Source organism: Arthrobacter parietis (assembly GCF_039530425.1).
GTDB classification, from domain to species: domain Bacteria; phylum Actinomycetota; class Actinomycetes; order Actinomycetales; family Micrococcaceae; genus Arthrobacter_D; species Arthrobacter_D parietis.
In genome coordinates, this window is record NZ_BAAAON010000001.1 from 1,487,459 (window position 1) to 1,508,278 (window position 20,820).

At 64.5% G+C, this 20,820-nt stretch carries 20 protein-coding genes and 1 riboswitch; of the genes, 9 read left to right on the forward strand and 11 right to left on the reverse strand.

Annotation, left to right across the window (positions count from 1 at the left end):
- Nucleotides 1-10 precede the first annotated feature (10 nt).
- Nucleotides 11-1,636: a xylulokinase gene (locus tag ABFX19_RS07080; RefSeq protein ID WP_277359333.1), complete on the reverse strand. Its 1,626-nt coding sequence runs from the start codon at nucleotides 1,634-1,636 to the stop codon at nucleotides 11-13.
- A gap of 186 nt (nucleotides 1,637-1,822) precedes the next feature.
- Between ABFX19_RS07080 and ABFX19_RS07085 the strand changes: the two genes are divergently transcribed.
- The 3 genes from ABFX19_RS07085 (at nucleotide 1,823) to ABFX19_RS07095 (ending at nucleotide 5,403) form a co-directional block, all read left to right on the forward strand.
- A complete protein-coding gene (locus ABFX19_RS07085) occupies nucleotides 1,823-2,554 on the forward strand; it encodes an L-ribulose-5-phosphate 4-epimerase (protein WP_277359334.1) in 732 nt (243 codons plus the stop codon).
- Entirely contained in the window at nucleotides 2,551-4,065 is a 1,515-nt protein-coding gene (gene araA, locus ABFX19_RS07090) for an L-arabinose isomerase (RefSeq protein WP_277359335.1), read from the forward strand. Before ABFX19_RS07085 ends, araA begins: the two co-directional genes overlap by 4 nt.
- 78 nt (nucleotides 4,066-4,143) lie before the next feature.
- Nucleotides 4,144-5,403: an FAD-binding protein gene (locus ABFX19_RS07095; protein ID WP_346027895.1), complete on the forward strand. Its 1,260-nt coding sequence runs from the start codon at nucleotides 4,144-4,146 to the stop codon at nucleotides 5,401-5,403.
- Here ABFX19_RS07095 and ABFX19_RS07100 read toward each other — a convergent pair.
- From ABFX19_RS07100 to ABFX19_RS07135, 8 genes are all read right to left on the reverse strand, one after another.
- Nucleotides 5,390-6,253 (reverse strand): hypothetical protein, encoded by an 864-nt coding sequence (locus ABFX19_RS07100; RefSeq protein WP_346027896.1) that lies wholly within the window; start codon nucleotides 6,251-6,253, stop codon nucleotides 5,390-5,392. The genes ABFX19_RS07095 and ABFX19_RS07100 overlap by 14 nt on opposite strands.
- Before the next feature lie 263 nt (nucleotides 6,254-6,516).
- The gene (locus ABFX19_RS07105) at nucleotides 6,517-7,290 is read right to left on the reverse strand and encodes an ATP-binding cassette domain-containing protein (protein WP_277358831.1); all 774 of its coding nucleotides are present in this window, start codon (nucleotides 7,288-7,290) and stop codon (nucleotides 6,517-6,519) included.
- A gap of 196 nt (nucleotides 7,291-7,486) precedes the next feature.
- Nucleotides 7,487-7,981: a CoA-binding protein gene (locus ABFX19_RS07110; RefSeq protein ID WP_277358830.1), complete on the reverse strand. Its 495-nt coding sequence runs from the start codon at nucleotides 7,979-7,981 to the stop codon at nucleotides 7,487-7,489.
- Nucleotides 7,978-9,339, reverse strand: a complete 1,362-nt coding sequence (locus ABFX19_RS07115) for an O-acetylhomoserine aminocarboxypropyltransferase/cysteine synthase family protein (protein WP_346027897.1) — start codon at nucleotides 9,337-9,339, stop codon at nucleotides 7,978-7,980. Before ABFX19_RS07115 ends, ABFX19_RS07110 begins: the two co-directional genes overlap by 4 nt.
- Nucleotides 9,329-11,371 (reverse strand): acetate--CoA ligase, encoded by a 2,043-nt coding sequence (gene acs / locus ABFX19_RS07120; RefSeq protein ID WP_346027898.1) that lies wholly within the window; start codon nucleotides 11,369-11,371, stop codon nucleotides 9,329-9,331. Before acs ends, ABFX19_RS07115 begins: the two co-directional genes overlap by 11 nt.
- Nucleotides 11,362-12,207, reverse strand: a complete 846-nt coding sequence (locus ABFX19_RS07125) for an ABC transporter permease (protein WP_346028050.1) — start codon at nucleotides 12,205-12,207, stop codon at nucleotides 11,362-11,364. The genes acs and ABFX19_RS07125 overlap by 10 nt, the downstream gene beginning before the upstream one ends.
- Nucleotides 12,208-12,275: 68 nt before the next feature.
- Complete coding sequence (locus ABFX19_RS07130) at nucleotides 12,276-13,304, reverse strand: aliphatic sulfonate ABC transporter substrate-binding protein (protein ID WP_277358826.1); 1,029 nt, start codon at nucleotides 13,302-13,304, stop codon at nucleotides 12,276-12,278.
- Nucleotides 13,305-13,436: 132 nt separating this feature from the next.
- Complete coding sequence (locus ABFX19_RS07135) at nucleotides 13,437-14,261, reverse strand: ABC transporter ATP-binding protein (protein WP_346027899.1); 825 nt, start codon at nucleotides 14,259-14,261, stop codon at nucleotides 13,437-13,439.
- A 5-nt stretch (nucleotides 14,262-14,266) separates the two neighbouring features.
- Nucleotides 14,267-14,364, reverse strand: a riboswitch (SAM riboswitch).
- Nucleotides 14,365-14,460: 96 nt separating this feature from the next.
- On the opposite strand from ABFX19_RS07135, the gene map reads away from it, so the two are divergent.
- A complete protein-coding gene (gene map / locus ABFX19_RS07140; protein WP_346027900.1) occupies nucleotides 14,461-15,237 on the forward strand; it encodes a type I methionyl aminopeptidase in 777 nt (258 codons plus the stop codon).
- Here the strand turns inward: map and ABFX19_RS07145 are convergent.
- Nucleotides 15,234-15,902: a ThuA domain-containing protein gene (locus ABFX19_RS07145; RefSeq protein ID WP_346027901.1), complete on the reverse strand. Its 669-nt coding sequence runs from the start codon at nucleotides 15,900-15,902 to the stop codon at nucleotides 15,234-15,236. The two genes, map and ABFX19_RS07145, sit on opposite strands and share 4 nt — an antisense overlap.
- Nucleotides 15,903-15,961: 59 nt before the next feature.
- Here ABFX19_RS07145 and ABFX19_RS07150 point away from each other — a divergent pair, with 59 nt between their 5' ends.
- The 4 genes from ABFX19_RS07150 (at nucleotide 15,962) to corA (ending at nucleotide 18,653) form a co-directional block, all read left to right on the forward strand.
- On the forward strand, nucleotides 15,962-16,603 hold the full coding sequence (locus tag ABFX19_RS07150; RefSeq protein ID WP_346027902.1) for a nucleoside/nucleotide kinase family protein: 642 nt from the start codon (nucleotides 15,962-15,964) through the stop codon (nucleotides 16,601-16,603).
- A gap of 166 nt (nucleotides 16,604-16,769) precedes the next feature.
- Nucleotides 16,770-17,261 carry a DUF2975 domain-containing protein gene (locus tag ABFX19_RS07155; protein WP_346027903.1) on the forward strand — a complete coding sequence of 164 codons (492 nt, stop codon included), beginning with the start codon at nucleotides 16,770-16,772 and terminating at the stop codon, nucleotides 17,259-17,261.
- Complete coding sequence (locus tag ABFX19_RS07160; protein ID WP_346027904.1) at nucleotides 17,261-17,512, forward strand: helix-turn-helix domain-containing protein; 252 nt, start codon at nucleotides 17,261-17,263, stop codon at nucleotides 17,510-17,512. The genes ABFX19_RS07155 and ABFX19_RS07160 overlap by 1 nt, the downstream gene beginning before the upstream one ends.
- Nucleotides 17,513-17,636: 124 nt before the next feature.
- Nucleotides 17,637-18,653 carry a magnesium/cobalt transporter CorA gene (gene corA / locus ABFX19_RS07165; RefSeq protein ID WP_277358819.1) on the forward strand — a complete coding sequence of 339 codons (1,017 nt, stop codon included), beginning with the start codon at nucleotides 17,637-17,639 and terminating at the stop codon, nucleotides 18,651-18,653.
- Nucleotides 18,654-18,678: 25 nt separating this feature from the next.
- Here the strand turns inward: corA and ABFX19_RS07170 are convergent, their stop codons facing one another.
- On the reverse strand, nucleotides 18,679-19,725 hold the full coding sequence (locus ABFX19_RS07170) for a D-2-hydroxyacid dehydrogenase (protein WP_346027905.1): 1,047 nt from the start codon (nucleotides 19,723-19,725) through the stop codon (nucleotides 18,679-18,681).
- A 137-nt stretch (nucleotides 19,726-19,862) separates the two neighbouring features.
- Between ABFX19_RS07170 and ABFX19_RS07175 the strand changes: the two genes are divergently transcribed.
- Complete coding sequence (locus ABFX19_RS07175; RefSeq protein ID WP_346027906.1) at nucleotides 19,863-20,816, forward strand: aldo/keto reductase; 954 nt, start codon at nucleotides 19,863-19,865, stop codon at nucleotides 20,814-20,816.
- The last annotated feature ends 4 nt before the right edge of the window (nucleotides 20,817-20,820 follow it).

A 20,820-nucleotide genomic window follows, 5' to 3' on the forward strand; every position in this document is an offset into this window, starting at 1 on the left:
TCGTCCCGGACTATTCCACTGGCAGGGCGCTGATCGCGGCGCCTTCGACCTGCAGACCCGTGTGGTAGCGGTCGAGGTAGGTTGCGAAGCCGGCGACGTCGGCCGCGTCAGGTTCGGTTGTTTCGAATTCTGCGTCGGCGAAGACGTGTTTACGAAGGTAGGCGTCCAGGTCCAGTTCATCGCCGGCGGCGTTGGCCGAAGCATAGGAAGCCAGCACCGCCATCCCCCAGGGGCCGCCTTCCGAGGCCGTTGCCGCGACGGAGACGGGTGCGGCGAGAGCGCCGGAGAGGAAACGCTGCGCCACGTCCGCGGTACGGAACATACCTCCGTGCGCAAACATGCGGTCCAGCTCAACGCCCTCTCCGGAAAGAACACGCATCCCGAGGGCGAGCGTGCCGAAGACCCCGTAGAGCTGCGCGCGCATGAAATTGGCCAGGGTGAATTCGCTGTCCGGGGTCCGCAGGAACAGGGGCCGGCCTTCAGGAATTTCGGCGATCGGTTCTCCGGCGAGGTGGTTGTAGGCGAGCAGGCCGCCGGCGTCGGGAGCGCCGTCGAGCGCTTCCCGGAAGAGGGTAGTGAAGACGTCGTCCGAATTCAGGGCAGCACCGGAAGCCGACACGGCTCCCGAAGCCGCTGCGAAGCGGGAGAAGAGGCCCACCCACGCGGCGAGTTCACTGGCACCGTTGTTGCAGTGCACCATGGCAACGGGGTCACCGGAAGGGGTCGTGACCAGGTCCAGTTCATGGTGCACCCGCTCGAGCGGACGTTCGAGAACCACCATCGCGAAGATGCTCGTGCCGGCGCTTACATTGCCGGTACGGGGGGCAACCGAGGACGTTGCCACCATCCCGGTGCCGGCGTCGCCCTCCGGCGGACACAGCAGGGCACCCGGGCGGAGGCCGCCGGTGGGGTCAAGGAGAGCGGCCCCCTCAGCAGTCAGTTCGCCTGCCGGCTGGCCGGCCACCAGGACCTCGGGCAGAAGTTCGGATAGCTTCAGGCCGGGTACGGTTTCGGCTGCCAGGGTGTCATAGCGGGTGAGCAGCCCGGCGTCGTAGTTGCTGGTGCCGGAGTCGATGGGGAACATTCCGGAGGCATCGCCCACGCCAAGGACATTGCGGCCGGTCAATTCACGATGGACGTAGCCGGCCAGGGTTGTGATCGAGCGAACCTGCGCTAAATGAGGTTCACCGTCCAGTACAGCCTGGTGCAGGTGGGCGATTGACCACCGCAGCGGGATATTGACTCCGAAGAGCTCGGTGAGCTCCGCTGAAGCCGCTCCGGTGTTGGTGTTGCGCCAGGTACGGAAGGGCACAAGCAGTTCATCGGCGTCGTCGAAGGCAAGGTAGCCGTGCATCATCGCCGAGACGCCGATCGACCCGAGATTCTCGAGCCGCGTACCGTACCGGCGTTCGACGTCGGCAACCAGCTCCGCATAGGCGGCCTGGACGCCCTTCCAGACATCTGCCAGCGAGTAGGTCCACAGGCGGTCGACGAGTTGGTTCTCCCACTCATGGCTGCCTACCCCCAGGACCGTCGAAGGATCCTCACCGATGAGGCATGCCTTGATTCGTGTTGAGCCGAGTTCGATTCCGAGGCTGGTGCGGCCGCCGGCTATAACGTCCTTGAAATCGGTCATGAGCAGAATCTCCTTCAAATAGACGTCGCCGCTCCACGCGACCTTCCGGCGATTCCCTGCGATGAGAAATGTCCGGACCCGGTGGTGCTTGACAGTGAACGTGACGTCGAGCATATAGTGTGAACGGTCACATTGGGTAGTTCAAGGAACTCCGCCGGACCGCCTACTCGAAAGCGATGGTCAAGCATGACTAGCACCACCCGGTCCTTTTCAGATCGTGAAACGGACGCCATCAACGCCGTCCGCCGCGATGTGGCCAAGCTCCACGCAGAGCTGGTCCGTTACAACCTGGTGGTGTGGACCGGCGGGAACGTGTCCGGACGCGTGCCGGGGATGGACCTCTTTGTGATCAAGCCCAGCGGCGTCGACTATGACGAGCTGACGCCCGAGAACCAGATCCTGTGCACCCTCGACGGAGCCGTCATCGAAGGAACGCCGGGTTCGGAGCGGTCGCCTTCGAGCGACACTGCCGCCCATGCATACGTCTACCGCAACATGCCCCGCGTCGGTGGAGTGGTGCATACCCACTCGACCTATGCCACAGCGTGGGCTGCGCGCGGCGAATCCATCCCGTGCGTCATCACCGCCATGGCGGACGAGTTCGGCGGGGAGATCCCGGTAGGTCCGTTCGCGATCATCGGAGACGATTCGATCGGCCGCGGCGTCGTGGAAACCCTTACCGGCCACCGCTCGCGTGCCGTCCTGATGCAGAACCACGGGCCCTTCACCATCGGCAAGGACGCGCGCGACGCCGTCAAGGCCGCCGTCATGCTCGAGGACGTTGCGCGCACCATCCACATTTCCCGCCAGCTCGGGGAGCCGCTGCCAATCGAACAGCGCCACATTGAATCCCTCTTTGACCGCTACCAAAACGTGTACGGGCAGCCAAACCCGCTTAGAACCGGAGCAGCACTGTGACTACCCTGAATACCTCACTCGACCAGTACGAGATCTGGTTCCTCACTGGAAGCCAGGACCTCTACGGCGAAGACACACTCCGCCAGGTCGCCGAGCAGTCCCAGCAGATCGTGAAAATGATCGAAGCGTCCGACGTACCGGTCAAGGTGGTCTGGAAACCGACGCTGAAGGACTCGTCCTCAATCCGCCGGATGGCGCTTGAGGCGAACGCGAGCGACAAGACCATCGGCGTCATCGCCTGGATGCATACGTTCAGCCCCGCCAAAATGTGGATCGCCGGCCTGGACACGCTGCGCAAGCCGCTGCTCCACCTGCACACCCAGATCAACGTCGAGCTGCCCTGGGCGGACATCGACTTCGACTTCATGAACCTCAACCAGGCCGCCCACGGCGACCGCGAGTTCGGCTACATCCAGACGCGCCTGTCCGTGGCGCGGAAGACCGTCGTCGGGCATGTCTCCAACCCGGCCGTGACTGTCCAGATCTCCACCTGGTCCCGCGCCGCAGCCGGCTGGGCCGCCGTCCACGAGCTCAAGGTTGCCCGGTTCGGTGACAACATGCGCAACGTCGCCGTTACCGAGGGTGACAAGACCGAGGCAGAGCTGCGCTTCGGCGTCTCCATCAACACCTGGGGAGTCAACGAGCTCGTCGAGGTGGTCGATGCGCAGTCCGATGCCGACATCGACGCCCTCGTCGAGGAATACGAGGCGACGTACGACGTCGTTCCTGAACTGCGGCGCGGAGGGAACCGTCACGAGTCCCTCCGGTACGGCGCGCGTCAGGAGCTGGCGCTGAAGTCCTTCCTGGAGGAAGGCTCCTTCGGTGCGTTCACCACGACGTTCGAAGACCTCGGCGGTCTGCGCCAGCTTCCCGGACTGGCAGTCCAACGGCTCATGGCCGCCGGTTACGGTTTCGGCGCGGAAGGCGACTGGAAGACCGCTGTGCTGGTCCGCGCAGCCAAGGTGATGGGCGCAGGGCTTCCGGGAGGCGCGTCGCTGATGGAGGACTACACATATCACCTGGTACCTGGGGAGGAGAAGATCCTCGGCGCGCACATGCTGGAAATCTGTCCAACGCTCACCACCTCGAAGCCCACCCTCGAGGTGCACCCGCTGGGAATCGGCGGCAAGGAGGACCCCGTCCGGCTGGTATTCGATACGGACTCAGGGGACGCCGTCGTGGTCGCCATGTCCGACATGCGCGACCGCTTCCGGCTGACTGCCAACGCCGTCGAAGTGGTTCCGCCGGACGCGCCGCTGCCCAACCTTCCGGTGGCGCGCGCCGTCTGGAAGCCGCAGCCGGATTTGGCGACGTCCGCAGCGGCCTGGTTGAGCGCGGGTGCTGCGCACCACACTGTGATGAGCACCGCCGTCGGGCTTGATGTGTTCGAGGACTTCGCAGACATTGCCGGCACGGAGCTCCTGCGCATCGACAGCACGACGACGTTGCGCGAGTTCCAGCGTGAACTGCGGTGGAACTCGGCCTACTACCGGCTGGCGCAGAAGCTTTAACCCGTTCATTTCGCAGGACACACCCCTTATGGGTCTCCATTAGGGGAGTGTCCTGCCAACTCACGCGAGGAGAACATGATGGCGAACGACGTCGGCACCAACTGGGCGGGGAACCTCGCCTATGGAGCTTCCACCCTGCATGAGCCGACGTCGGTGGACGAGGTGCGCCGGATAGTCGCCGGGGTGTCGTCCATCCGTGCGCTGGGTTCGCGGCATTCCTTCAATAGCATTGCGGACGGCACAGCTGAGCTGCTGTCGACGGCGGCTTTGACCGGTCCGGTGACGGTTGACCGGGATCGCTCGACCGTGACTGTCGGCGCCGGGATCCGCTACGGAGAACTGGCGCAGGAACTGGAACGGGAAGGCATTGCGCTGGCGAATCTTGCGTCCTTGCCGCACATCTCGGTGGGAGGGGCTGTCGCTACGGGGACCCACGGGTCCGGTAAGCGGAACCGCAGTCTGGCTGCCGCCGTCGTCGGGCTGGAGCTGGTGACCGGCAGTGGTGACCTGGTGCGGTTCACTACCAGCGACCCGGACTTCGAGGGTGCGGTGATCAACCTCGGGGTGCTGGGTATTGTGACCAGACTGGAGCTCAAGGTTGAGCCCGCTTTCGAGGTTGAGCAAACTGTTTTCGAGCGGCTTCCGCTGGAGAACCTGCTTCAAAATTTCGACGGCGTGACCGGCGCCGCGTACAGCGTCAGCGTCTTCACCACCTGGCGGGATCCGGATGTTGCCGACTCGGTATGGGTGAAGCGCCGCCCCGATCAGGATGCGCCCCTTGAGGAGACTCTGTTCGGTGCGGTGGCTGCAAAGGATGAGCGTCACCCGCTTCCCGGGCTGCCTGCAATCGGCTGTACTCCGCAGCTGGGCGTGGCCGGTCCCTGGTACAACAGGCTGCCGCATTTCAAGCTGGACTTCACGCCGAGCAACGGCGTGGAACTTCAATCCGAGTACCTGGTTCCCCGCGAACACGCCGTTGACGCGATTCGTGCGGTTCGGGAGCTCAGCCCGGAGATTGTGCCGTTGCTGCAGGTCAATGAAATCCGGACCGTTGCCGCTGACGATTTGTGGCTCAGCTCAAGCTACGCCACCGACGCCATTGGGCTGCACTTCACCTGGGTTCAGGATCAGCCGGCCGTCGAGGCACTGCTGCCCACCCTCGAGGCTGCACTGGAACCATTCTTGGCCCGGCCGCACTGGGGGAAAGTGTTCACCCCCGGAGCGCACGACTTCGATCGGTTGTACCCGCGGCTTGAGGACTTCCGGCTCCTGACCAAGCGGCTGGATCCCGAGGGCATCTTCGCTAACCCGTTCACCGCAAGCCTTATGGCCCGTTAACGCCCTTCGGTCCGCGGGAGCGTCTTCCGAGCACAACCACTCCCGCGGCCAGGAGGATCAGCAGCGCAGCACTGATTCCGACCACCGGTGGGGAGCTTGCTGACACGACATCCGGTGATGCGCTTTCGGCAGCCGGTGGTGCGGCAGTGGGTGATTCTGTCGGCTCCACGTACATGGGTGCCCAGGCATAGGGCGGCATCGCGAATGGAGCGGGCTCCTTTTCGGCGTCCTTGGTCTTCTCCGGCGCTGGCTGCTCGGCCGGGACAATCTGCATCGGCACGGTCAGCACCGGCGCGGGCAGTGCGGGAGATATGAACTGCTGGGGGATCTGGGCTGGTGCTGGTGCTGGCGGCGGAGGAACCGGAGCGGGCTCTGGATCGGGTGCCGGGGCAGGTGCGGGAGCGGGTTCTGGAGCGGGCGGTGCCGGCGCAGGTTTGGCCGGCGGTGCCGGCGCAGGTTTGGCCGGCGGTGCCGGCGCAGGTTTGGCCGGCGGGGCAGGCGCGGGGTCGGGCTCGGGTTCGGAGGACGGCGGGGGCTCGGCAGGCGAGGACGGCGGCGTCACCGGCCCGGTTGCCGGCGGCTCGCTTGGCGAGGGAGGTGGCGTCGTCGGATCATCGCGATCACGCTCGCCGTCATCATCGCGATCGCGATTCCGTCGCGGCTCGATATCGGTGTCAGGCGGTCCAACCTGAGATAGCGGCCCGACGTCGGATCCCGTTGCAGGACCTGATGGAGAAGGACCAGAATCCGAGTTGGGATCCGCGCTGGCGGGCGGAGCAGCGGTGAGCGTTGCACCGATGATCAGTGCAACCCCTGCGGTATATCTGAACCAGTTTTCAGTGCTATTCACGGCATTCTCCCAACGCTGCCGGTCGAAATACGCGGTACAGCTCAACGCGGGCTGGTGCCCGCTTGATGGAGGGCCGATTGCTTGACCGTCAGTGTGCTTACGAGTTTACACAGCGGCTCCCGATTTGTATCCCGCCGGGTTCAGTTTCACCCGCCGAAGCCTGCGCCCATCCATGCAATCAACTCGGGAATCATTGTTCGTGCGCTAACCAGGGAGAAGGGAACGGTCCCCCGTAGCTTCAGTTATCCACGGGGTGTGAACAGTCAGCGCTGCTTCCGCTGCCCGTCCCGGATCTCGCGGATGGAAAGCGCTCCGGTGACGTCTTCGGCGGCTGATCGGCCGAGCACCACCACGCGGTCGGCCAGCCGGAGCGCCTCTTCCATGCTGTTGGTCGCCAGGAGGACGGTGGTGGGAAGCGCGCGGTGAAGGGTCTGCAGTACGTTGTGCAGCACGGTGCGGGCAGCGCCCTCGACGGCTGCAAACGGATTGTCCAGCAGCATGACGCCCGGCCCGCTGGCCAAAGCCCGAGCCAGTGCCGCCCGGCGGACTATTTCAGCGGTGACGTCGGTCGGCAGCAGCTTCGCGAAGCGATGGAGGCCCGCAAGGTCGAGCAGTTCAGCGATCTTCGCCTTGCCTTCGCTGGCGCTGGAACTCTTACGAAGCCCGAGCGCGAGGTTCGCCTGCAGCGAGTGGGTCGGCTGCAGAGCGGCATCGCTCGGCGTCCAGGAACAGCGGTCGTCGGTCCGGCGAACAGGTTCCCCGCCAACCAGAACCGATCCTGACCGGGGATGATCGAGACCGGCGACTGCACGCAGCAGGCGGGAGGCGCCGTCGTTCTCTGTGCCCAGAAGGCTCTCTGTTCCCACGAGGTTCTCGGTGCCGGGCGTGGCTCCTACGAAGGCGAGCACTTCGCCCGCGCGAATTTCGAGATTGACATCCCGCAAGCCCTCGGCGTGGAGGCTCACAAAGGAGACGGGCAACGGCATGGAAGCGCGCTTCACCGCGGCGTGAGGGGGTGGAACCGTGCTGGGACTCATCGGTTACTCCGTAGCATCCAGGTGGCGGGGCAGCCCCGTCCGCCCGCCAGTGATCTCCACTAACCTAGCCGGAGCTGGACTGCATATGGCCACCTCGGGGATATGTCTCGAAACATTACGAACGGCATGTCACCGGCACGGGCGGAACGCTTCTTCGATTCCTGCCGCACTCAAGCTGATCCCGCCTGCCGTCGTGCTAAGCGGTCACCTGACGCTTCGAGGAGATGACTCCAGTGTTGAAGCCAGCCAGGTTGAGGCCGCCATGGAAACGTGCGTGCTCGATCTTCACACAGCGATCCATGACCACGTTCATGCCGGCAGCTTCGGCGTCCCGCGCCACGTCCTCGTGCCAGGAACCCAGCTGAAGCCATAGAGTTTTCGCGCCGGCGGCTTTGGATTCCTCCAGGACCGAGGGGAGGTCATCGTGCTTGCGGAACACGTCAACGATGTCCGGCTGCTCCGGCAAGTCCGCCAGGGACTTGTAAACCGGCTGCCCGAGAATCTCGGTCGCTGTCGGATTCACGAAGTACAGCCGATACGGCGCGGATGACTGCAGGTACGTCGCCACGAAATACGACGCTCGTGACGGCTTGTCCGAGGCCCCGACGATGGCGATCGACTTCGCGTTGCGGAGGATGTTCAGGCGTTCGGGGGCCGACGGGCCCTCCCAGGTGCGGTCCTGTGTGCTCATGCCTTCACTCCCTCTGCGGCGATTTCCTCTTCGCTGACGTCCAGCGCCCGTTCAAGGTGCTCGGATGTTCCTGCAACGGCGGTCTCGAGCGCCTGGTCGATATCCCAGAGGATGTCGTCCAGATCCTCAAGGCCAACGGAGATCCGGATGAGATCCTCCGGGATGCCGGCGGCCGCAAGCTGTTCGGTTGAGAGCTGCTGGTGCGTGGTGGATCCGGGGTGGATCACGAGTGTCCGGGCATCGCCGACGTTGGCGAGGTGGGACGCCAACTGCAGGGCTTCGATGAACTTCTGCCCGGCCTCCCGGCCTCCCTTCACGCCGAAGCTGAACACCGAGCCGGGACCCTGCGGCAGGTACTGTTTCGCCCGCTCATGGTGCACGTGCGAGGGGAGCCCCGCATAGTTCACGTACTCAACCCGCGGATCCTTCTCAAGCCACTCGGCAACGGCCTGAGCGTTTGCCACGTGCTCATCGACGCGCTGCGCCAGCGTCTCAACGCCCTGCAGCAATTGGAAGGCCGACGACGGCGACAGCGACGGCCCGATGTCCCGTAACTGTTCGGTGCGCAGCTTGGTGAGGAAACCGTACTCACCGAAGTTTGCCCACCACTGGATGTTCCCGTAGGAAGCGACAGGCTCGGTCATGGTGGGGAACTTGCCGTTGCCCCAGTTGAATCTGCCGCTTTCAACGATGACCCCGCCCAGCGTGGTGCCATGCCCGCCAATGAATTTGGTGGCCGAGTGGATCACGATGTCAGCACCATGCTCAAGGGGGCGGATGAGGTAGGGCGTACTGAGGGTGGAGTCGACGATCAGGGGGACACCGGCGTCGTGCGCTATCTTTGCCAGGCCCGCGATGTCCGCGATTTCACCGCTCGGGTTCGCGATGATCTCTGTGAAGACCGCCTTGGTGTTGTCCTTGATGGCGGCGGCGTAGTCGGCCGGATCGCTGCCCGGAACAAACGTGGTTTCGATGCCGAAGCGACGGAGCGTCACATCGAGCTGCGTAACGGTGCCGCCGTAGAGCTGGGCTGCTGCAACGATGTGATCGCCGGCCTGGCACAGTGCAGCGAAGATGATGAACTCTGCGCTCATGCCTGATGCCGTCGCTACGGCACCGATGCCGCCCTCAAGCGAGGCGATGCGCTCCTCGAAGGCTGCAACGGTGGGATTGCCGATGCGCGAGTAGATGTTGCCGTACTTCTGCAGCGCGAAAAGGTTGGCGGCGTCATTGGTGTCCTTGAAGACGAACGACGTGGTCTGGTAGATCGGTACGGCTCGTGCGCCGTGTGTGGCGTCCGGGGTTCCGCCGGCGTGCAACGCACGGGTGCGGAAGCCGAAGGTGCGGTCAGTGCCCAATGTTTCCTCCAAATTGATCCAACTTTTGTGCACCTGCGGTGACTTCTGGGCGTTCAAATCCACCATACGTGCCCGAAACTTCCGGTGCCTTCCCCGGTAGGTTCTTCAGGGCGAGGACTTTCGCGATCCGCGGCACGCAGCCCTCGTTCTGCAGCGAGGTGGTGTCGCCGAGCGGCGTTCCCTCGTACAGTTGGGTCAGCAGTCGCCGCATGATCTTCCCGGAACGCGTCTTCGGCACATCCTCCACGACGACGACGGCGCGCGGCTTGGCAATCGGACCGATGGCCTTCGCGACATGGTTGCGCAGGTCCTGTTCAAACGCTGGATTACCTGCCTCGCCATGCACGACGACGAAGGCGGCGATCGCATGCCCCGTCACCGCATCAGCCACCGGGCAAACGCCCGCCTCAACTACAAGGGGATGGGACACCAGCGCTGATTCGATCTCGATTGTCGAGAGCCGGTGCCCGGACACATTGATGACGTCGTCAACGCGCCCGAGGATCCAGGTGTCGCCGTCGTCGTCGTATTTGGCGCCGTCACCGGCAAGGAACCAGCCCTGCGCAGCGAACTTCCGCCAGTAGGAATCGAGGTAACGCTGCGGATTTCCCCACACTGTGCGGGCCATCGCCGGGCCATGCCGGTCCACCACGATCAGCCCCTGCTCTCCGGAACTGACTGGCTCGCCGTCGTCGTTCACGATGCGCGTGCTCACACCGGGCAGGGCGCGTGAGGCGCAGCCGGGTTTGAAGGAATCATCGGTGGGACGGGGACTGAGGATTGTCGCGCCGGTTTCCGACTGCCACCACGTGTCCACAACGGGAGCGGTACCGGAGCCGATTTTCTCCCGGAACCAGCGCCACGCCTCGGGATTGGTTGCCTCGCCGACCGTGCCCAGGACTTTGATGGAAGAGCGGTCATAGGAGGACGGAACGCCGTCGGGAAACCAGCCCATCAGCGAACGGATCAGCGTGGGCGCCGTGTAATAGCTGGTGACGCCGTAGCGTTCGATGATCTCGAAGTGCCGCCCGGGATGCGGGGTGTTCGGTGTGCCCTCGAAGATCACCTGAGTAGCGCCGTTGGACAGCGGGCCGTAGATCTCGTAGGTGTGGGCAGTGACCCAGGCGAGGTCGGCGGTGCACCAGTGGACGTCGTTCAAGCGGCCCGCGGGATCCGGGTCACTGAAGAGAAACTCGTAACTCCACGACGCCTGCGTCAGGTAACCGCCGGTGCTGTGCACCAGGCCCTTCGGCTTGCCGGTGGTGCCGGAGGTGTACATGATGAACAGCGGCGTCTCGGCGTCGAACGCCTGCGGCTCGTGTACGGGGGAGGCGGTGCCAACAACGTCGTGCCACCACACGTCGCGGCCTTCGGTCCACGCGACATTGCTGCCCGTCCGCCGGATCACCAGCACGTGTTCAATGGCGTTCTTCCCGACGACGGCGGCATCGGCGTTGTCCTTCACCGGCACCGCGGTGCCGCGTCGGTACTGCCCATCGGTGGTCACCAGCAGTTTGGCGCCGGTGTCCTCGACCCGGAAGCGCAGCGCCTCGGCGGAAAAGCCACCGAAGACGAGCGAGTGAACGGCGCCGATACGCGCGCACGCCAGGGTCACGACGACGGTCTCCACCAGCACGGGAAGGTAGATGACCACGCGGTCGCCCTTGCCGATCCCCAGGGCAGTCAGGGCGTTGGCCGCCCGGCACACCTCGTCCTGAAGCTCGGAGTAGGTGACCGTGCGGCGGTCTCCCGACTCGCCCTCGAAGAACAGGGCAGGCTTGTCGCCCAGGCCTGCAGCGACGTGCCGGTCCACGCAGTTGTAGGCGGCATTCAGGGTGCCGCCGGCGAACCACTCAATGCGCGGCACCGACAGCTCGCCGTCCGGTCCCTGCCGTGCCGGATCGAATGTGTGGGCCGTATGCCAGTCGGAGGACCAGTGCAGCCGCCGCGCCTGTTCCTCCCAGAAGGCGATCCGCTCTTCCTCGTTGGTGAAGCCCCCGTGAACAAGGGAATCTACGGCAGTTACGCCCATTTGCGGATAGCCCACTTCTCGAAGACACCCAGGATCGCGTCCGTGAGCTTGCCGAGGATTGCCAGCAGCACTATTGCCAGGAGCAGTCGGTCCACCCGTCCATTGTTCTGAGAATCGGTCAGCAGGAAGCCGAGGCCCATCGAGGACGCCAGGAGCTCAGCCGCGACGAGGAACAACCACGCCTGCGCGAGCGCCAGCCGCAGCCCCGAGATCACCGAGGGGACCACGGCGGGCAGCTGCACCGTGGTGAACAGCCTCAGCCCGTTCAGCCCGAAGGCCCTTCCGGCCTCGACCAGGTTCTTGTCCACGTGCTGCAGGGCCATGGCAACGGTGGTGAAAACGGGGAAAAAGGCGCCGATGGAGATAAGGATGACTTTCGAATCCTCACCGATTCCCACCCAGAGCATCAGCAGGGGAACCCACGCCAGTGACGGCACGGCGCGGATGGCACCGATGGTCGGCGAGAACAGGGTGTCCACCCACCGGGACAGACCGACAAACGCTCCGACCACGAGACCGGCGATGGCACCGATCAGGAAGCCGATGACCACGCGTTGGGTCGAAATAGCAATGTGGATGCGAAGTTCCCCGCGCTGGATCAGATCGACGGCGGCGTCAAAGACAGCGGTTGGCGCCGGCAAGGTGACCGGACTGATCAAACCGACGACGGCGGCCAGTTGCCAGGCCGCCAACAGCGCCAGCGGAACAATGAGTCCCAGTCCGAGCTTGGCGACTGCCTTGCCTCGCGGCTTGCGCCGGGTGAGGGCATTGCCCTGCCTGCCGTCGTCGTCGTTCGGGTTTGTTGTGTGCGGGGAGCTTGTCCCCTTGGAGGAGATGACCGAGGCGGGGCCGGTGCCGACGCCGCCGGGCACGATGCTGTTACCGGTGAGGTAGGGGTTGCTCATTACTCTCCAATAGCGGACGGATCGGCGTTGGTTGCGTAGGTGTCATCAAGAAGGGTGGAGAGGGCTTCGTCGATGTTTTCCTGGCTTGCGACGTCACCGGATTCGACGAACATCGGGCCGACTACCTCGAGCACGTCCAGCTGGGCCTGACCGGGGGTGCCGTTGACGTCGAGGTTGGACCGTTCGGTGATGACCTTGGTGGCCACGGATTCTTCAATGCCCGCAACCTCGGCGAGGATCGCTGCGGTTTCCTCCGGGTTCTCCTGAGCCCACTGGCGTGCCTTCTCATAGGCGTTGACCACGGCCTGGGCGAGCTCAGGGCTTTCCTCCAGGAAGGACTCGGTGGCATTGAGGAAGCCGTAGGTGTTGAAGTCCACGTTGCGGTAGAACAGCTCGGCGCCGTCTTCTTCGGCTGCGGCCATGATGGGATCGAGGCCGGACCAGGCGTCCACCGAGCCGGTGTTGAGGGCGGCCCAGCCATCGGCGTGCTGGATGTTCTGGATGGTCACTTCGCTCGGGTCAACGTTGTGCTCTGCCAGTGACTGGAGCAGGAAGAAGTAGGGGTCGGTGCCCTTGGTGGCGGCGATGGACTTGCCGCGGAGATCCTCCGCGGATTCGATACCCGTATCCGCCGTTGTGACCAGTGCGGACCATTCGGGCTGTGAGTAGATGTCGATGGTCTTGATGGGGGAGCCGTTGGCGCGGGCCATCAGCGCTGCCGAACCGGCCGTTGAGGCGACGTCAGCTTCGCCGGAGCGGAGCAGTTCGTTGGCCTTGTTCGATCCGGCGGACTGGACCCATTTGACCGTTACGCCCTCATCTTCCAACTCGGCCTCGAGCCAGCCCTGGTCCTTGATGATGAGGCTCAGCGGGTTGTAGGTGGCGAAGTCCACCGTGAGTTCTCCGCCGGTCGCGGCTGCGGCTTCGCCGACTGAGCCGTCGGCGTTTTCCCCGGCAACGCAGCCGCTAAGGGCGAGGGCGGCGATTGCGGCGGTGGCGGCGAACTGAAAACGTGCGGTGCTCTTCATGGTGATCCTTTTCGGAGAGTGCGTGGGACGGGTGTAGGGGGCTTGTTCTTGGGGGTGTCGGCGCAACATGGCGGCACGGTGGGCGCCGCACGCGCTGGGATACGGCGCTGCGAACTGGCCGCAGGCGCGCGGTTAGTGCTGGTGGCTGTCGACGCCGAGGCTGCTCAGCAGCGAACTGCGTAGCGCGGCAAGTTCGGCTGAGCCGCGGTCGCGCGGACGGTCGCCCGGAACCTCCAGCACGCGGCTGATGGTTGCACCCTGGACGTCAGGCTCCTTCGCGAGAACGATCACCCGGTCGGCGAGCTGCAGCGCTTCGTCAACATCATGGGTGACCAGCAGGACCGTGGTCGGGGTGGTTTGGTGGATACGCAGCAGGAGGTCCTGCATCTTCAGCCGCGTCAGGGCATCGAGTGCGCCGAAGGGTTCGTCGAGGAGCAGGACGCCCGGGTTGCGTGCCAGTGCACGTGCCAGCGATGCCCGCTGTGCCATGCCTCCGGACACTTCGCGGGGCCGGTGGCCGGCGAACCCGTCGAGTTCCACGAGGCCCAAAAGCTCCTCCACCTTCGCCTTGCCCGCGGCGGAACTGGTTTCCCTGGGCAGGCCGATAGCAACGTTCTCGCGCAGCGAGAGCCAGGGGAGGAGTCGGGGTTCCTGGAACGCGACGGCGCAGCGGGGATCGATCCCGTCCACTGCTGTGCTGTCGATGAGTACCGCACCGCTGGTGGGAGCGTCCAGTCCTGCCGCGGCTCGCAGGAGGGTTGATTTCCCGCAACCGCTGGCGCCCACAATGGCGAGAACCTCGCCTGCTTCAACGTCCAGGGTCACGTCGCGAAGCACCACGTGCTGCTCGCTTCCGCTCCCGAAACTTCGGGTCAACGAAGAGAAAGTCAGCGGCAGTGTCTGGTTGCCATCAGTGGAAATGGCCTGGGTACGGTGCGCTCGAAGAACGGTGCTCATGTATAACTCCATCGCTCCTGGCAGTAGCACCCGTTCTCCTGCAAGCAGGTAAGGGTTGCTGCGGCGTCAACGATCCAGGTCTCTCGGCCGCTCGGGATGGTGGAATTCCACTAAACGCTTTTGCAAGGGTCCGGCGCAATATGTGTCGTAACAAAGGAACGCTTCAGCCGGACATCGGCAGCGTGAGAGGGTCATCTACATGATTGAAATTCTGAACGCGAGCGAGTTGGCCAGGGCAAAGGAAGCGGGTGCGCTGGTCGCCAACATTCTGCAGACGGTGAAGAGCCGCAGCACGGTCGGGACAAACCTGCTGGAGATCAACCAGTGGACCAAAGAGATGATCGCTGAGGCAGGCGGGGTGTCCTGCTACGTCGACTACGAGCCGCCGTTTGGGCGCGGCCCGTTCGGCGCCTATATCTGCACGTCCGTCAACGATGCCGTGCTCCACGGTCTGCCGCATGACTACTCGCTTGCCGACGGCGACCTGCTCTCCCTGGACCTCGCCGTCTCCCAGCGCGGAATCGTCGCAGACTCCGCCATCAGCTTCATCGTTGGCGAGTCAAAGCCGGCGGAGAGCGTCGCGATGATTGATGCCACCGAACGTGCATTGACTGCCGGGATTGCCGCCGCCAGACCAGGCGCGCGCATCGGCGACATCTCCGCTGCCATTGGTTCAGTCCTCAGCGCCGCGGGATATCCGATCAACACGGAATTCGGCGGTCACGGCGTCGGGTCGACAATGCACCAGGATCCCCACGTGGCAAACACCGGACGGCCCGGCAGGGGATACGTGCTGCGCCCGGGGCTTTTGCTGGCGCTGGAGCCATGGGTCATGGCGGATACCGCTGAACTGGCAGTCGACGCCGACGGGTGGACACTCCGCAGCGCTACGGGCTGCCGGACCGCGCACAGTGAGCACACCATCGCGATCACCGACGATGGCGCGGAGATCCTGACCCTGCGACAAGAGACCTAGCCAAGCAGCCAGTCCACCGCGCGCTTCATCAGTTCGCGGTGTTCCGGTGAGGAGTACGACGCCGCGTCGTGCCCGAGCGCGTCATAGAAGCTTCGTGCCGGTCCAGTTTCAACCTGTCGCTCCAGCGACCACACCAGTGGGTGCAAGTGCCCCTCGTGTTCGTGGCGGGCGTGAACGACGACGTCCGGTGAGGTGCGCAGCCAGCTGTAGCGTTCGTCGGCGAGAGTGAAGTCGGGAATACCGACGGGGAAGGAGCCCTCGAGCAGGATGGTTGCCGCGCCGTACTCCGGGTGCATGGACACGTCGCGTACCCAGCGTCCGCCGAGCGCCGCTTCCCAGGACTCGGAATCGACAAAACTCGTGGCGCTCGAGTGCAGGGCGAGCAGCGGACGGCCGCCGGCTTCCCAGGCGTCCAGGCCATCACGGGCGGCGTCTGTACCGGGGGAAGTGCCGCCGTCCCGCGGGAGGCCGACATTCACCACCAGCAGATCCGGCCAGGCAGCAGAGTCACGGAAGCTACCGAGGGTGGTGTCGACGTCGTCGGCTGTTTCTACGGTGAGTCCGTGACCGCGGAGCAGGTCCGCGATGGCCGCGGAAGTTTCCGCGAACGGGTGCCAGGGGTCCGCGTACCGGCCGGTGCCGCTGAGGATGAGTGCCGTTGTCATGGGACCCATTCTGCCCATAAACGGCGTTCTCGACCCGGGTCACATGTCAGGATGGCACGGTGACGCTGTCGGAACTTGTTGATCGAATAGAGCGCATATCGGCGCGCGAGGCCGGCGTCGTGGTTGTTGGGATTGTCGGCGCGCCGGGAGTCGGCAAGACAACCTTGGCGGAGCAGTTGATGGCTTCACTGAACCAGAACAAACCCGACCCGGATCAGCAGCGCTTCGCCCATGTTCCTTTGGACGGGTTCCATCTGTCCGATCAGGAGCTGGCGCGCCTGGGTCTTCTGGAACGCAAGGGCGCACCCGAGACGTTCGACGAGCATGGCTATGCTGCTCTGTTGAAGCGGCTTCGTGGACGGCGGGATTCTGTAGTGTATGCCCCAGGTTTCGAGCGCACCATCGAGCAGCCCATTGCCGGCGTGATCCCTGTGTATCCGTCGGTGCGCACCATTCTCACGGAGGGCAATTACCTGCTGCTCGGTCGCCCGGGCTGGCGGCAGGCCCAGGCTCAGTGCACTGAGGTCTGGTACTGCGAGCAGGATGAGAACCTGCGGCTGGACCGGCTGATCCAGCGGCACATCCTGTTCGGAAAGAGTCCGGCTGCGGCGGCGGAGTGGGTAGAGCGGGTGGATGAACCGAACGCGCGATTGATCGAGGCGACGAAGAACCGAGCGGATCTGGTGATTCGGGTCGAGTAGCCGGTCGGGTTCGAACGCAAAGGTGCCGGGGATGCGCAGGATCGTGGGGACGTCACCACGTTCCTGCGCATCTCCGGCACCTTTGCTGCCTCAAGGCTGCTCCACGCTTGACCACCTATCGTTTCTCGATATATTCTCCTTGTTAATCAATCGAAGGAGAATCCCGATGGGAAAGTTGGCCGTCCTCGCATTGCAGGTCGTCATCGCGATGGTCATTGCGGGCTCGTTGTTCATCCAGCTCTGGATGGTTCCGCTGATCTCCGCTGATCTTGAGCAGTCGGGCGTGCCCACTGGGCTGCGCATCACGTTCAACGCGATCGTCGTCTTCGGCATCCTGACGGTTCAAGTGAGCGCCGTCTGCTTGTGGAAGTTGCTCACCATGGTCCGCAGCGGCACGGTCTTCTCCGATGGAGCATTCCGGTATGTCGACATCATCTTCGGGGCCATCGCCGCTGCGTCGGTCCTGGTGTTCGGTCTCGCGGTTCTCCTGGCTCCGGGGGAAATTGCTCCGGGGGTCATCCTGCTCATCTGCGGTGCCTCATTGTTGATCGGCGGTGTTGCGCTGATCGTGCTGGTCCTGCGGGTGCTGCTCGCCCAGGCAGTAGCCCGCGATGCCGAAGCGAAAAACCTGCGCGACGAACTCGACGAGGTCATCTGATGCCCATCATCGTGGATATCGACGTGATGCTGGCCAGGCGCAAGATGCCCGTGGGAGTACTGGCTGAACGCATCGGCATCACACCGGCGAATCTGGCTGTCCTGAAGAACGGCCGCGCCAAAGCCGTCCGCTTCACCACCCTCGAGGCGATCTGCGAGATTCTGGATTGCCAGCCCGGAGACGTGTTGCGTTGGGAGCCGGGAGGCACTGTGGAAAGCAACGACGACGACGGCGGCAACAGCAGGCGCTGACCGCGCACCCGAGATTCGGGCGCGGTACCGCAGCGGCCGCCGATGCTGTGAGAAACTCGCCTAAGCCCCGTTTCCGACGGACGGAATGCGGCGGAGCGCAGCAGACAAGAGTGAGGACGGCACGGTGGCCATCGTTGACAACGGCGTGTATGTGGACGGCCAACGGACCGCCAACCCGGAGAATCTGGACCAGACGTTTGAACTCAAGCGTGATCACGGCGGAATGGCCTGGATCGGGTTGTACCGGCCGGATGATGCTGAAATCCAGCGGGTGGCGGATGAGTTTGCGCTTCACGAACTCGCCGTCGAGGATGCGCTGCACGGCCATCAGCGTTCCAAGCTCGAGCGCTACGGGGAAACCCTCTTCGCGGTCCTCCGGCCGGCCAGGTATCTCGATGCCGAGGAAATGGTGGAGTTCGGGGAACTGCACGTCTTCGTAGGCCCGGACTTCATTGTCACAATCCGCCAGGCTGAATCACCCGACCTCGCGAAGGTCCGGCGGCGTCTGGAAGCGCGGCCCGAACTGCTCGCACTCGGACCCCAGGCAGTGCTCTACGCAATCCTTGACGAGGTCGTTGACCAGTACGCGCCCGTTGTCGCGGGGCTCGAGAATGACATCGACGAAATCGAGGACGAGCTTTTCAGCTCCGCTCCTGACGTAGCACGCCGCATCTATGACCTCTCCCGCGAAGTGATCGGCTTTCAGCGCGCCACTCACCCGCTGCGGCCAATGCTCGATGCGCTCCTGGCTGACGCCGAAAAGGAGGACATGGATTCGGAACTGCAGCCCCGCCTGCGGGATGTGCAGGACCACGTGCTGCGCATCATCGAGCGGATCGACTCCTTCCGGATCCTGCTCCAGAACGCCCTCTCGGTCCATGCGACCCTCGTGACGCAGCGGCAGAACGAGGAAATGCGGCACCTCTCGGAAGCGAGCCTGGCGCAGAGCGAAGAGGTCAAGGCCATTTCGTCCTGGGCTGCAATCCTCTTCGCGCCCACCCTGGTGGGCACCGTCTACGGGATGAACTTCGAATTCATGCCGGAGCTGGACTGGCCGCTGGGCTACCCCTTCGCGCTTGCGCTGATGCTGCTGATGGGCGTCGGCCTGTATCTGACGTTCAAACGCAAGAAATGGCTCTAGAACCCCGCCCCACCGGGACACCCGCTCAATAGAACTCCACAGTGTCAACAACGTTGAGGAGCGGTTCGCCGTCGAGCAGCCGCCGGGCGTTCTCCGCGAAGAGCTCCGCGATTTTCCGTTCCTCTTCCTCATATGTGCCGGCATTGTGGGGGCTTACGAGGACGTTCGGAAGCTCCCACAACGGGCTGTCACCCGGCAGCGGCTCCTGTTCGAAAACGTCGAGCGCGGCAAAACCGACCCGCCCGTCCCTGAGCGCCCCGATGAGCGCTTCCTCGTCCACGGTGGCACCCCGGCCGACGTTGACCACGGTGATGCCTTCCTTCACCTGCTCGAGCAGGTCCCGGCTGAGCATGTGATGGGTCGATTCGGTAGCGGGTAGGCACAGCACCACGGCGTCAACGTCCGGAAGAAGAGCGCCAAGGCGTTCCGGTGGGACGATGCCCGAGACACCTTCCGCTTCAATCTCGCGCCGATGCACACCGATGACGTCCGCCCCCAGCGCACTCAGCTTGCGCGCCACCGCGCGCCCAATTCCGCCCAGCCCGACGACGGCGACACGCTGGTTTGCCACGAGCGGCACCGGGCGCCGTGCTCCCCAGACGCGGTTGCGTTGATCGTCCAACAGCTCGGGCACACCTTGGGCGCCGGCAAGGACGCCGAACACTGCGAACTCGGCCAGCGGTTCGGCGTGCACGCCGCCTGAAGTGGTGAACGTGATGCGCTCCAGCTCCTCTGGAGTGAGCTGCGCCGCTTTCACCTGGCTGCCGCCGCCTGCAGGCGTGGTGTGGACCCACCGAAGGTGCGGGTTGGCACGGGCAGTGCGGCGCAACTCCTGCCCCGATTGGCCCGGTACGCCGTACAGGGCCTCCGCGCTGTCAATGAGGCGTTCGTATTTTGCCTGTTGCGACGGCGTCCGCCGGAAGTCCCTGGCGCCCTGGTGGTCGCCCGCGTAGAGCTGGGGCGGCAGCAGCGACTGGTCCCGGACCAACTCGATGCGCGGCTCCAGCTCTACGATCAGTTCGCAGAGGGGCTCGGGCAGGGGAGTGGGTACAAAGACGCGAAGCTCGGCCACGGTTCTCCAGTCGACGGGGTTCTTGAAAAAGCATAGGGGAGTTCACTGACAACGGTTCTTCGCCGGAACCCGGGCTTCGCGGTAAGTTCCTAAGCAGAGTCCCAGCCAAACACCTCGACCCGCGAAACGGAGACACTGTGCCCCAGCAGATTCACCACCCCGTCGATCCCCGGCCGCTGGGCGGTACCGGTCTCCTGGCCAGTCCCATCACGCTCGGCACCTCATCGCTCGGTGCCGGAACCAGCTCCGGGGACCGTGAGGAGGCGGCCGCCATCGAACTCGCCCAGGCAATGCTGCACGGTCCGTACGCACTCGTCGACACGTCCAATAACTATGCAAAAGGCAGAAGCGAGGCCGTCCTGGGGCTTGCCCTCGCCGACGGCGGCGCTGCCGAGGGCCGGTCAGTTGTCACCAAGGCGGACCAGGACCCCGAAACCGGCTCCTTCGACCGGGACCGGGTCCGGCGGTCCTTCGAAGAGAGCTGCCGGCGGCTGGGAGTGGACCGGCTTCGACTGCTGCACCTGCACGACCCCTACTCCATCACCTTCGAAGAGGCGGCAGCGCCGGGTGGCGCAATCGCCGGAATGCTGGAACTGAAGGAAGAGGGGCTGGTAGATGCCATCGGCATCGCCGCAGGAACTGTCAGCCTGATGCGGCAGTACGTCGCCACCGGAGCCTTCGACGTACTCCTCACCCACAACCGGTTCACGCTGGTCGACCGAAGTGCACTTCCGCTCATCGAAGAGGCAGTGGAGCAGGGGATGGGCGTGTTCAACGCTGCGCCCTTCGGTGGCGGACTCCTCGCTCGCGGCTCCGCCAGCGGCGCAACCTACGCCTACAACGATTCCCCGCCGGAACTCCTCGAATGGGTAGCTCGGGTCGAGGGCCTCTGCGCCAAACATGGAATCGACCTCCCGACGGCGGCACTCCACTTCTCCCTGCGCTCACCTCTGGTCGATTCCACCATCGTCGGCATCTCATCGGTGAAGCGCATCGACCAGCTCGAACAAGCGCGGCAGTCAGAAGTGCCGCCGTCGTTCTGGGAGGAACTGGACAACCTGGGCACACCGCCGTCGCCCATCACCGATTGAGCGG

Excerpts from the sequence above, each read along its gene's own strand:
- ABFX19_RS07155 (WP_346027903.1), top strand. The coding sequence starts at position 16,770 with ATGGGAAAGTTGGCCGTCCTCGCATTGCAGGTCGTCATCGCGATGGTC.
- ABFX19_RS07145 (WP_346027901.1), bottom strand. The coding sequence starts at position 15,902 with ATGACAACGGCACTCATCCTCAGCGGCACCGGCCGGTACGCGGACCCC.
- ABFX19_RS07080 (WP_277359333.1), bottom strand. The coding sequence starts at position 1,636 with ATGACCGATTTCAAGGACGTTATAGCCGGCGGCCGCACCAGCCTCGGA.
- acs (WP_346027898.1), bottom strand. The coding sequence starts at position 11,371 with ATGGGCGTAACTGCCGTAGATTCCCTTGTTCACGGGGGCTTCACCAAC.
- ABFX19_RS07110 (WP_277358830.1), bottom strand. The coding sequence starts at position 7,981 with ATGAGCACACAGGACCGCACCTGGGAGGGCCCGTCGGCCCCCGAACGC.
- ABFX19_RS07105 (WP_277358831.1), bottom strand. The coding sequence starts at position 7,290 with ATGAGTCCCAGCACGGTTCCACCCCCTCACGCCGCGGTGAAGCGCGCT.
- ABFX19_RS07130 (WP_277358826.1), bottom strand. The coding sequence starts at position 13,304 with ATGAAGAGCACCGCACGTTTTCAGTTCGCCGCCACCGCCGCAATCGCC.
- ABFX19_RS07160 (WP_346027904.1), top strand. The coding sequence starts at position 17,261 with ATGCCCATCATCGTGGATATCGACGTGATGCTGGCCAGGCGCAAGATG.
- ABFX19_RS07135 (WP_346027899.1), bottom strand. The coding sequence starts at position 14,261 with ATGAGCACCGTTCTTCGAGCGCACCGTACCCAGGCCATTTCCACTGAT.
- map (WP_346027900.1), top strand. The coding sequence starts at position 14,461 with ATGATTGAAATTCTGAACGCGAGCGAGTTGGCCAGGGCAAAGGAAGCG.
- ABFX19_RS07085 (WP_277359334.1), top strand. The coding sequence starts at position 1,823 with ATGACTAGCACCACCCGGTCCTTTTCAGATCGTGAAACGGACGCCATC.
- ABFX19_RS07095 (WP_346027895.1), top strand. The coding sequence starts at position 4,144 with ATGGCGAACGACGTCGGCACCAACTGGGCGGGGAACCTCGCCTATGGA.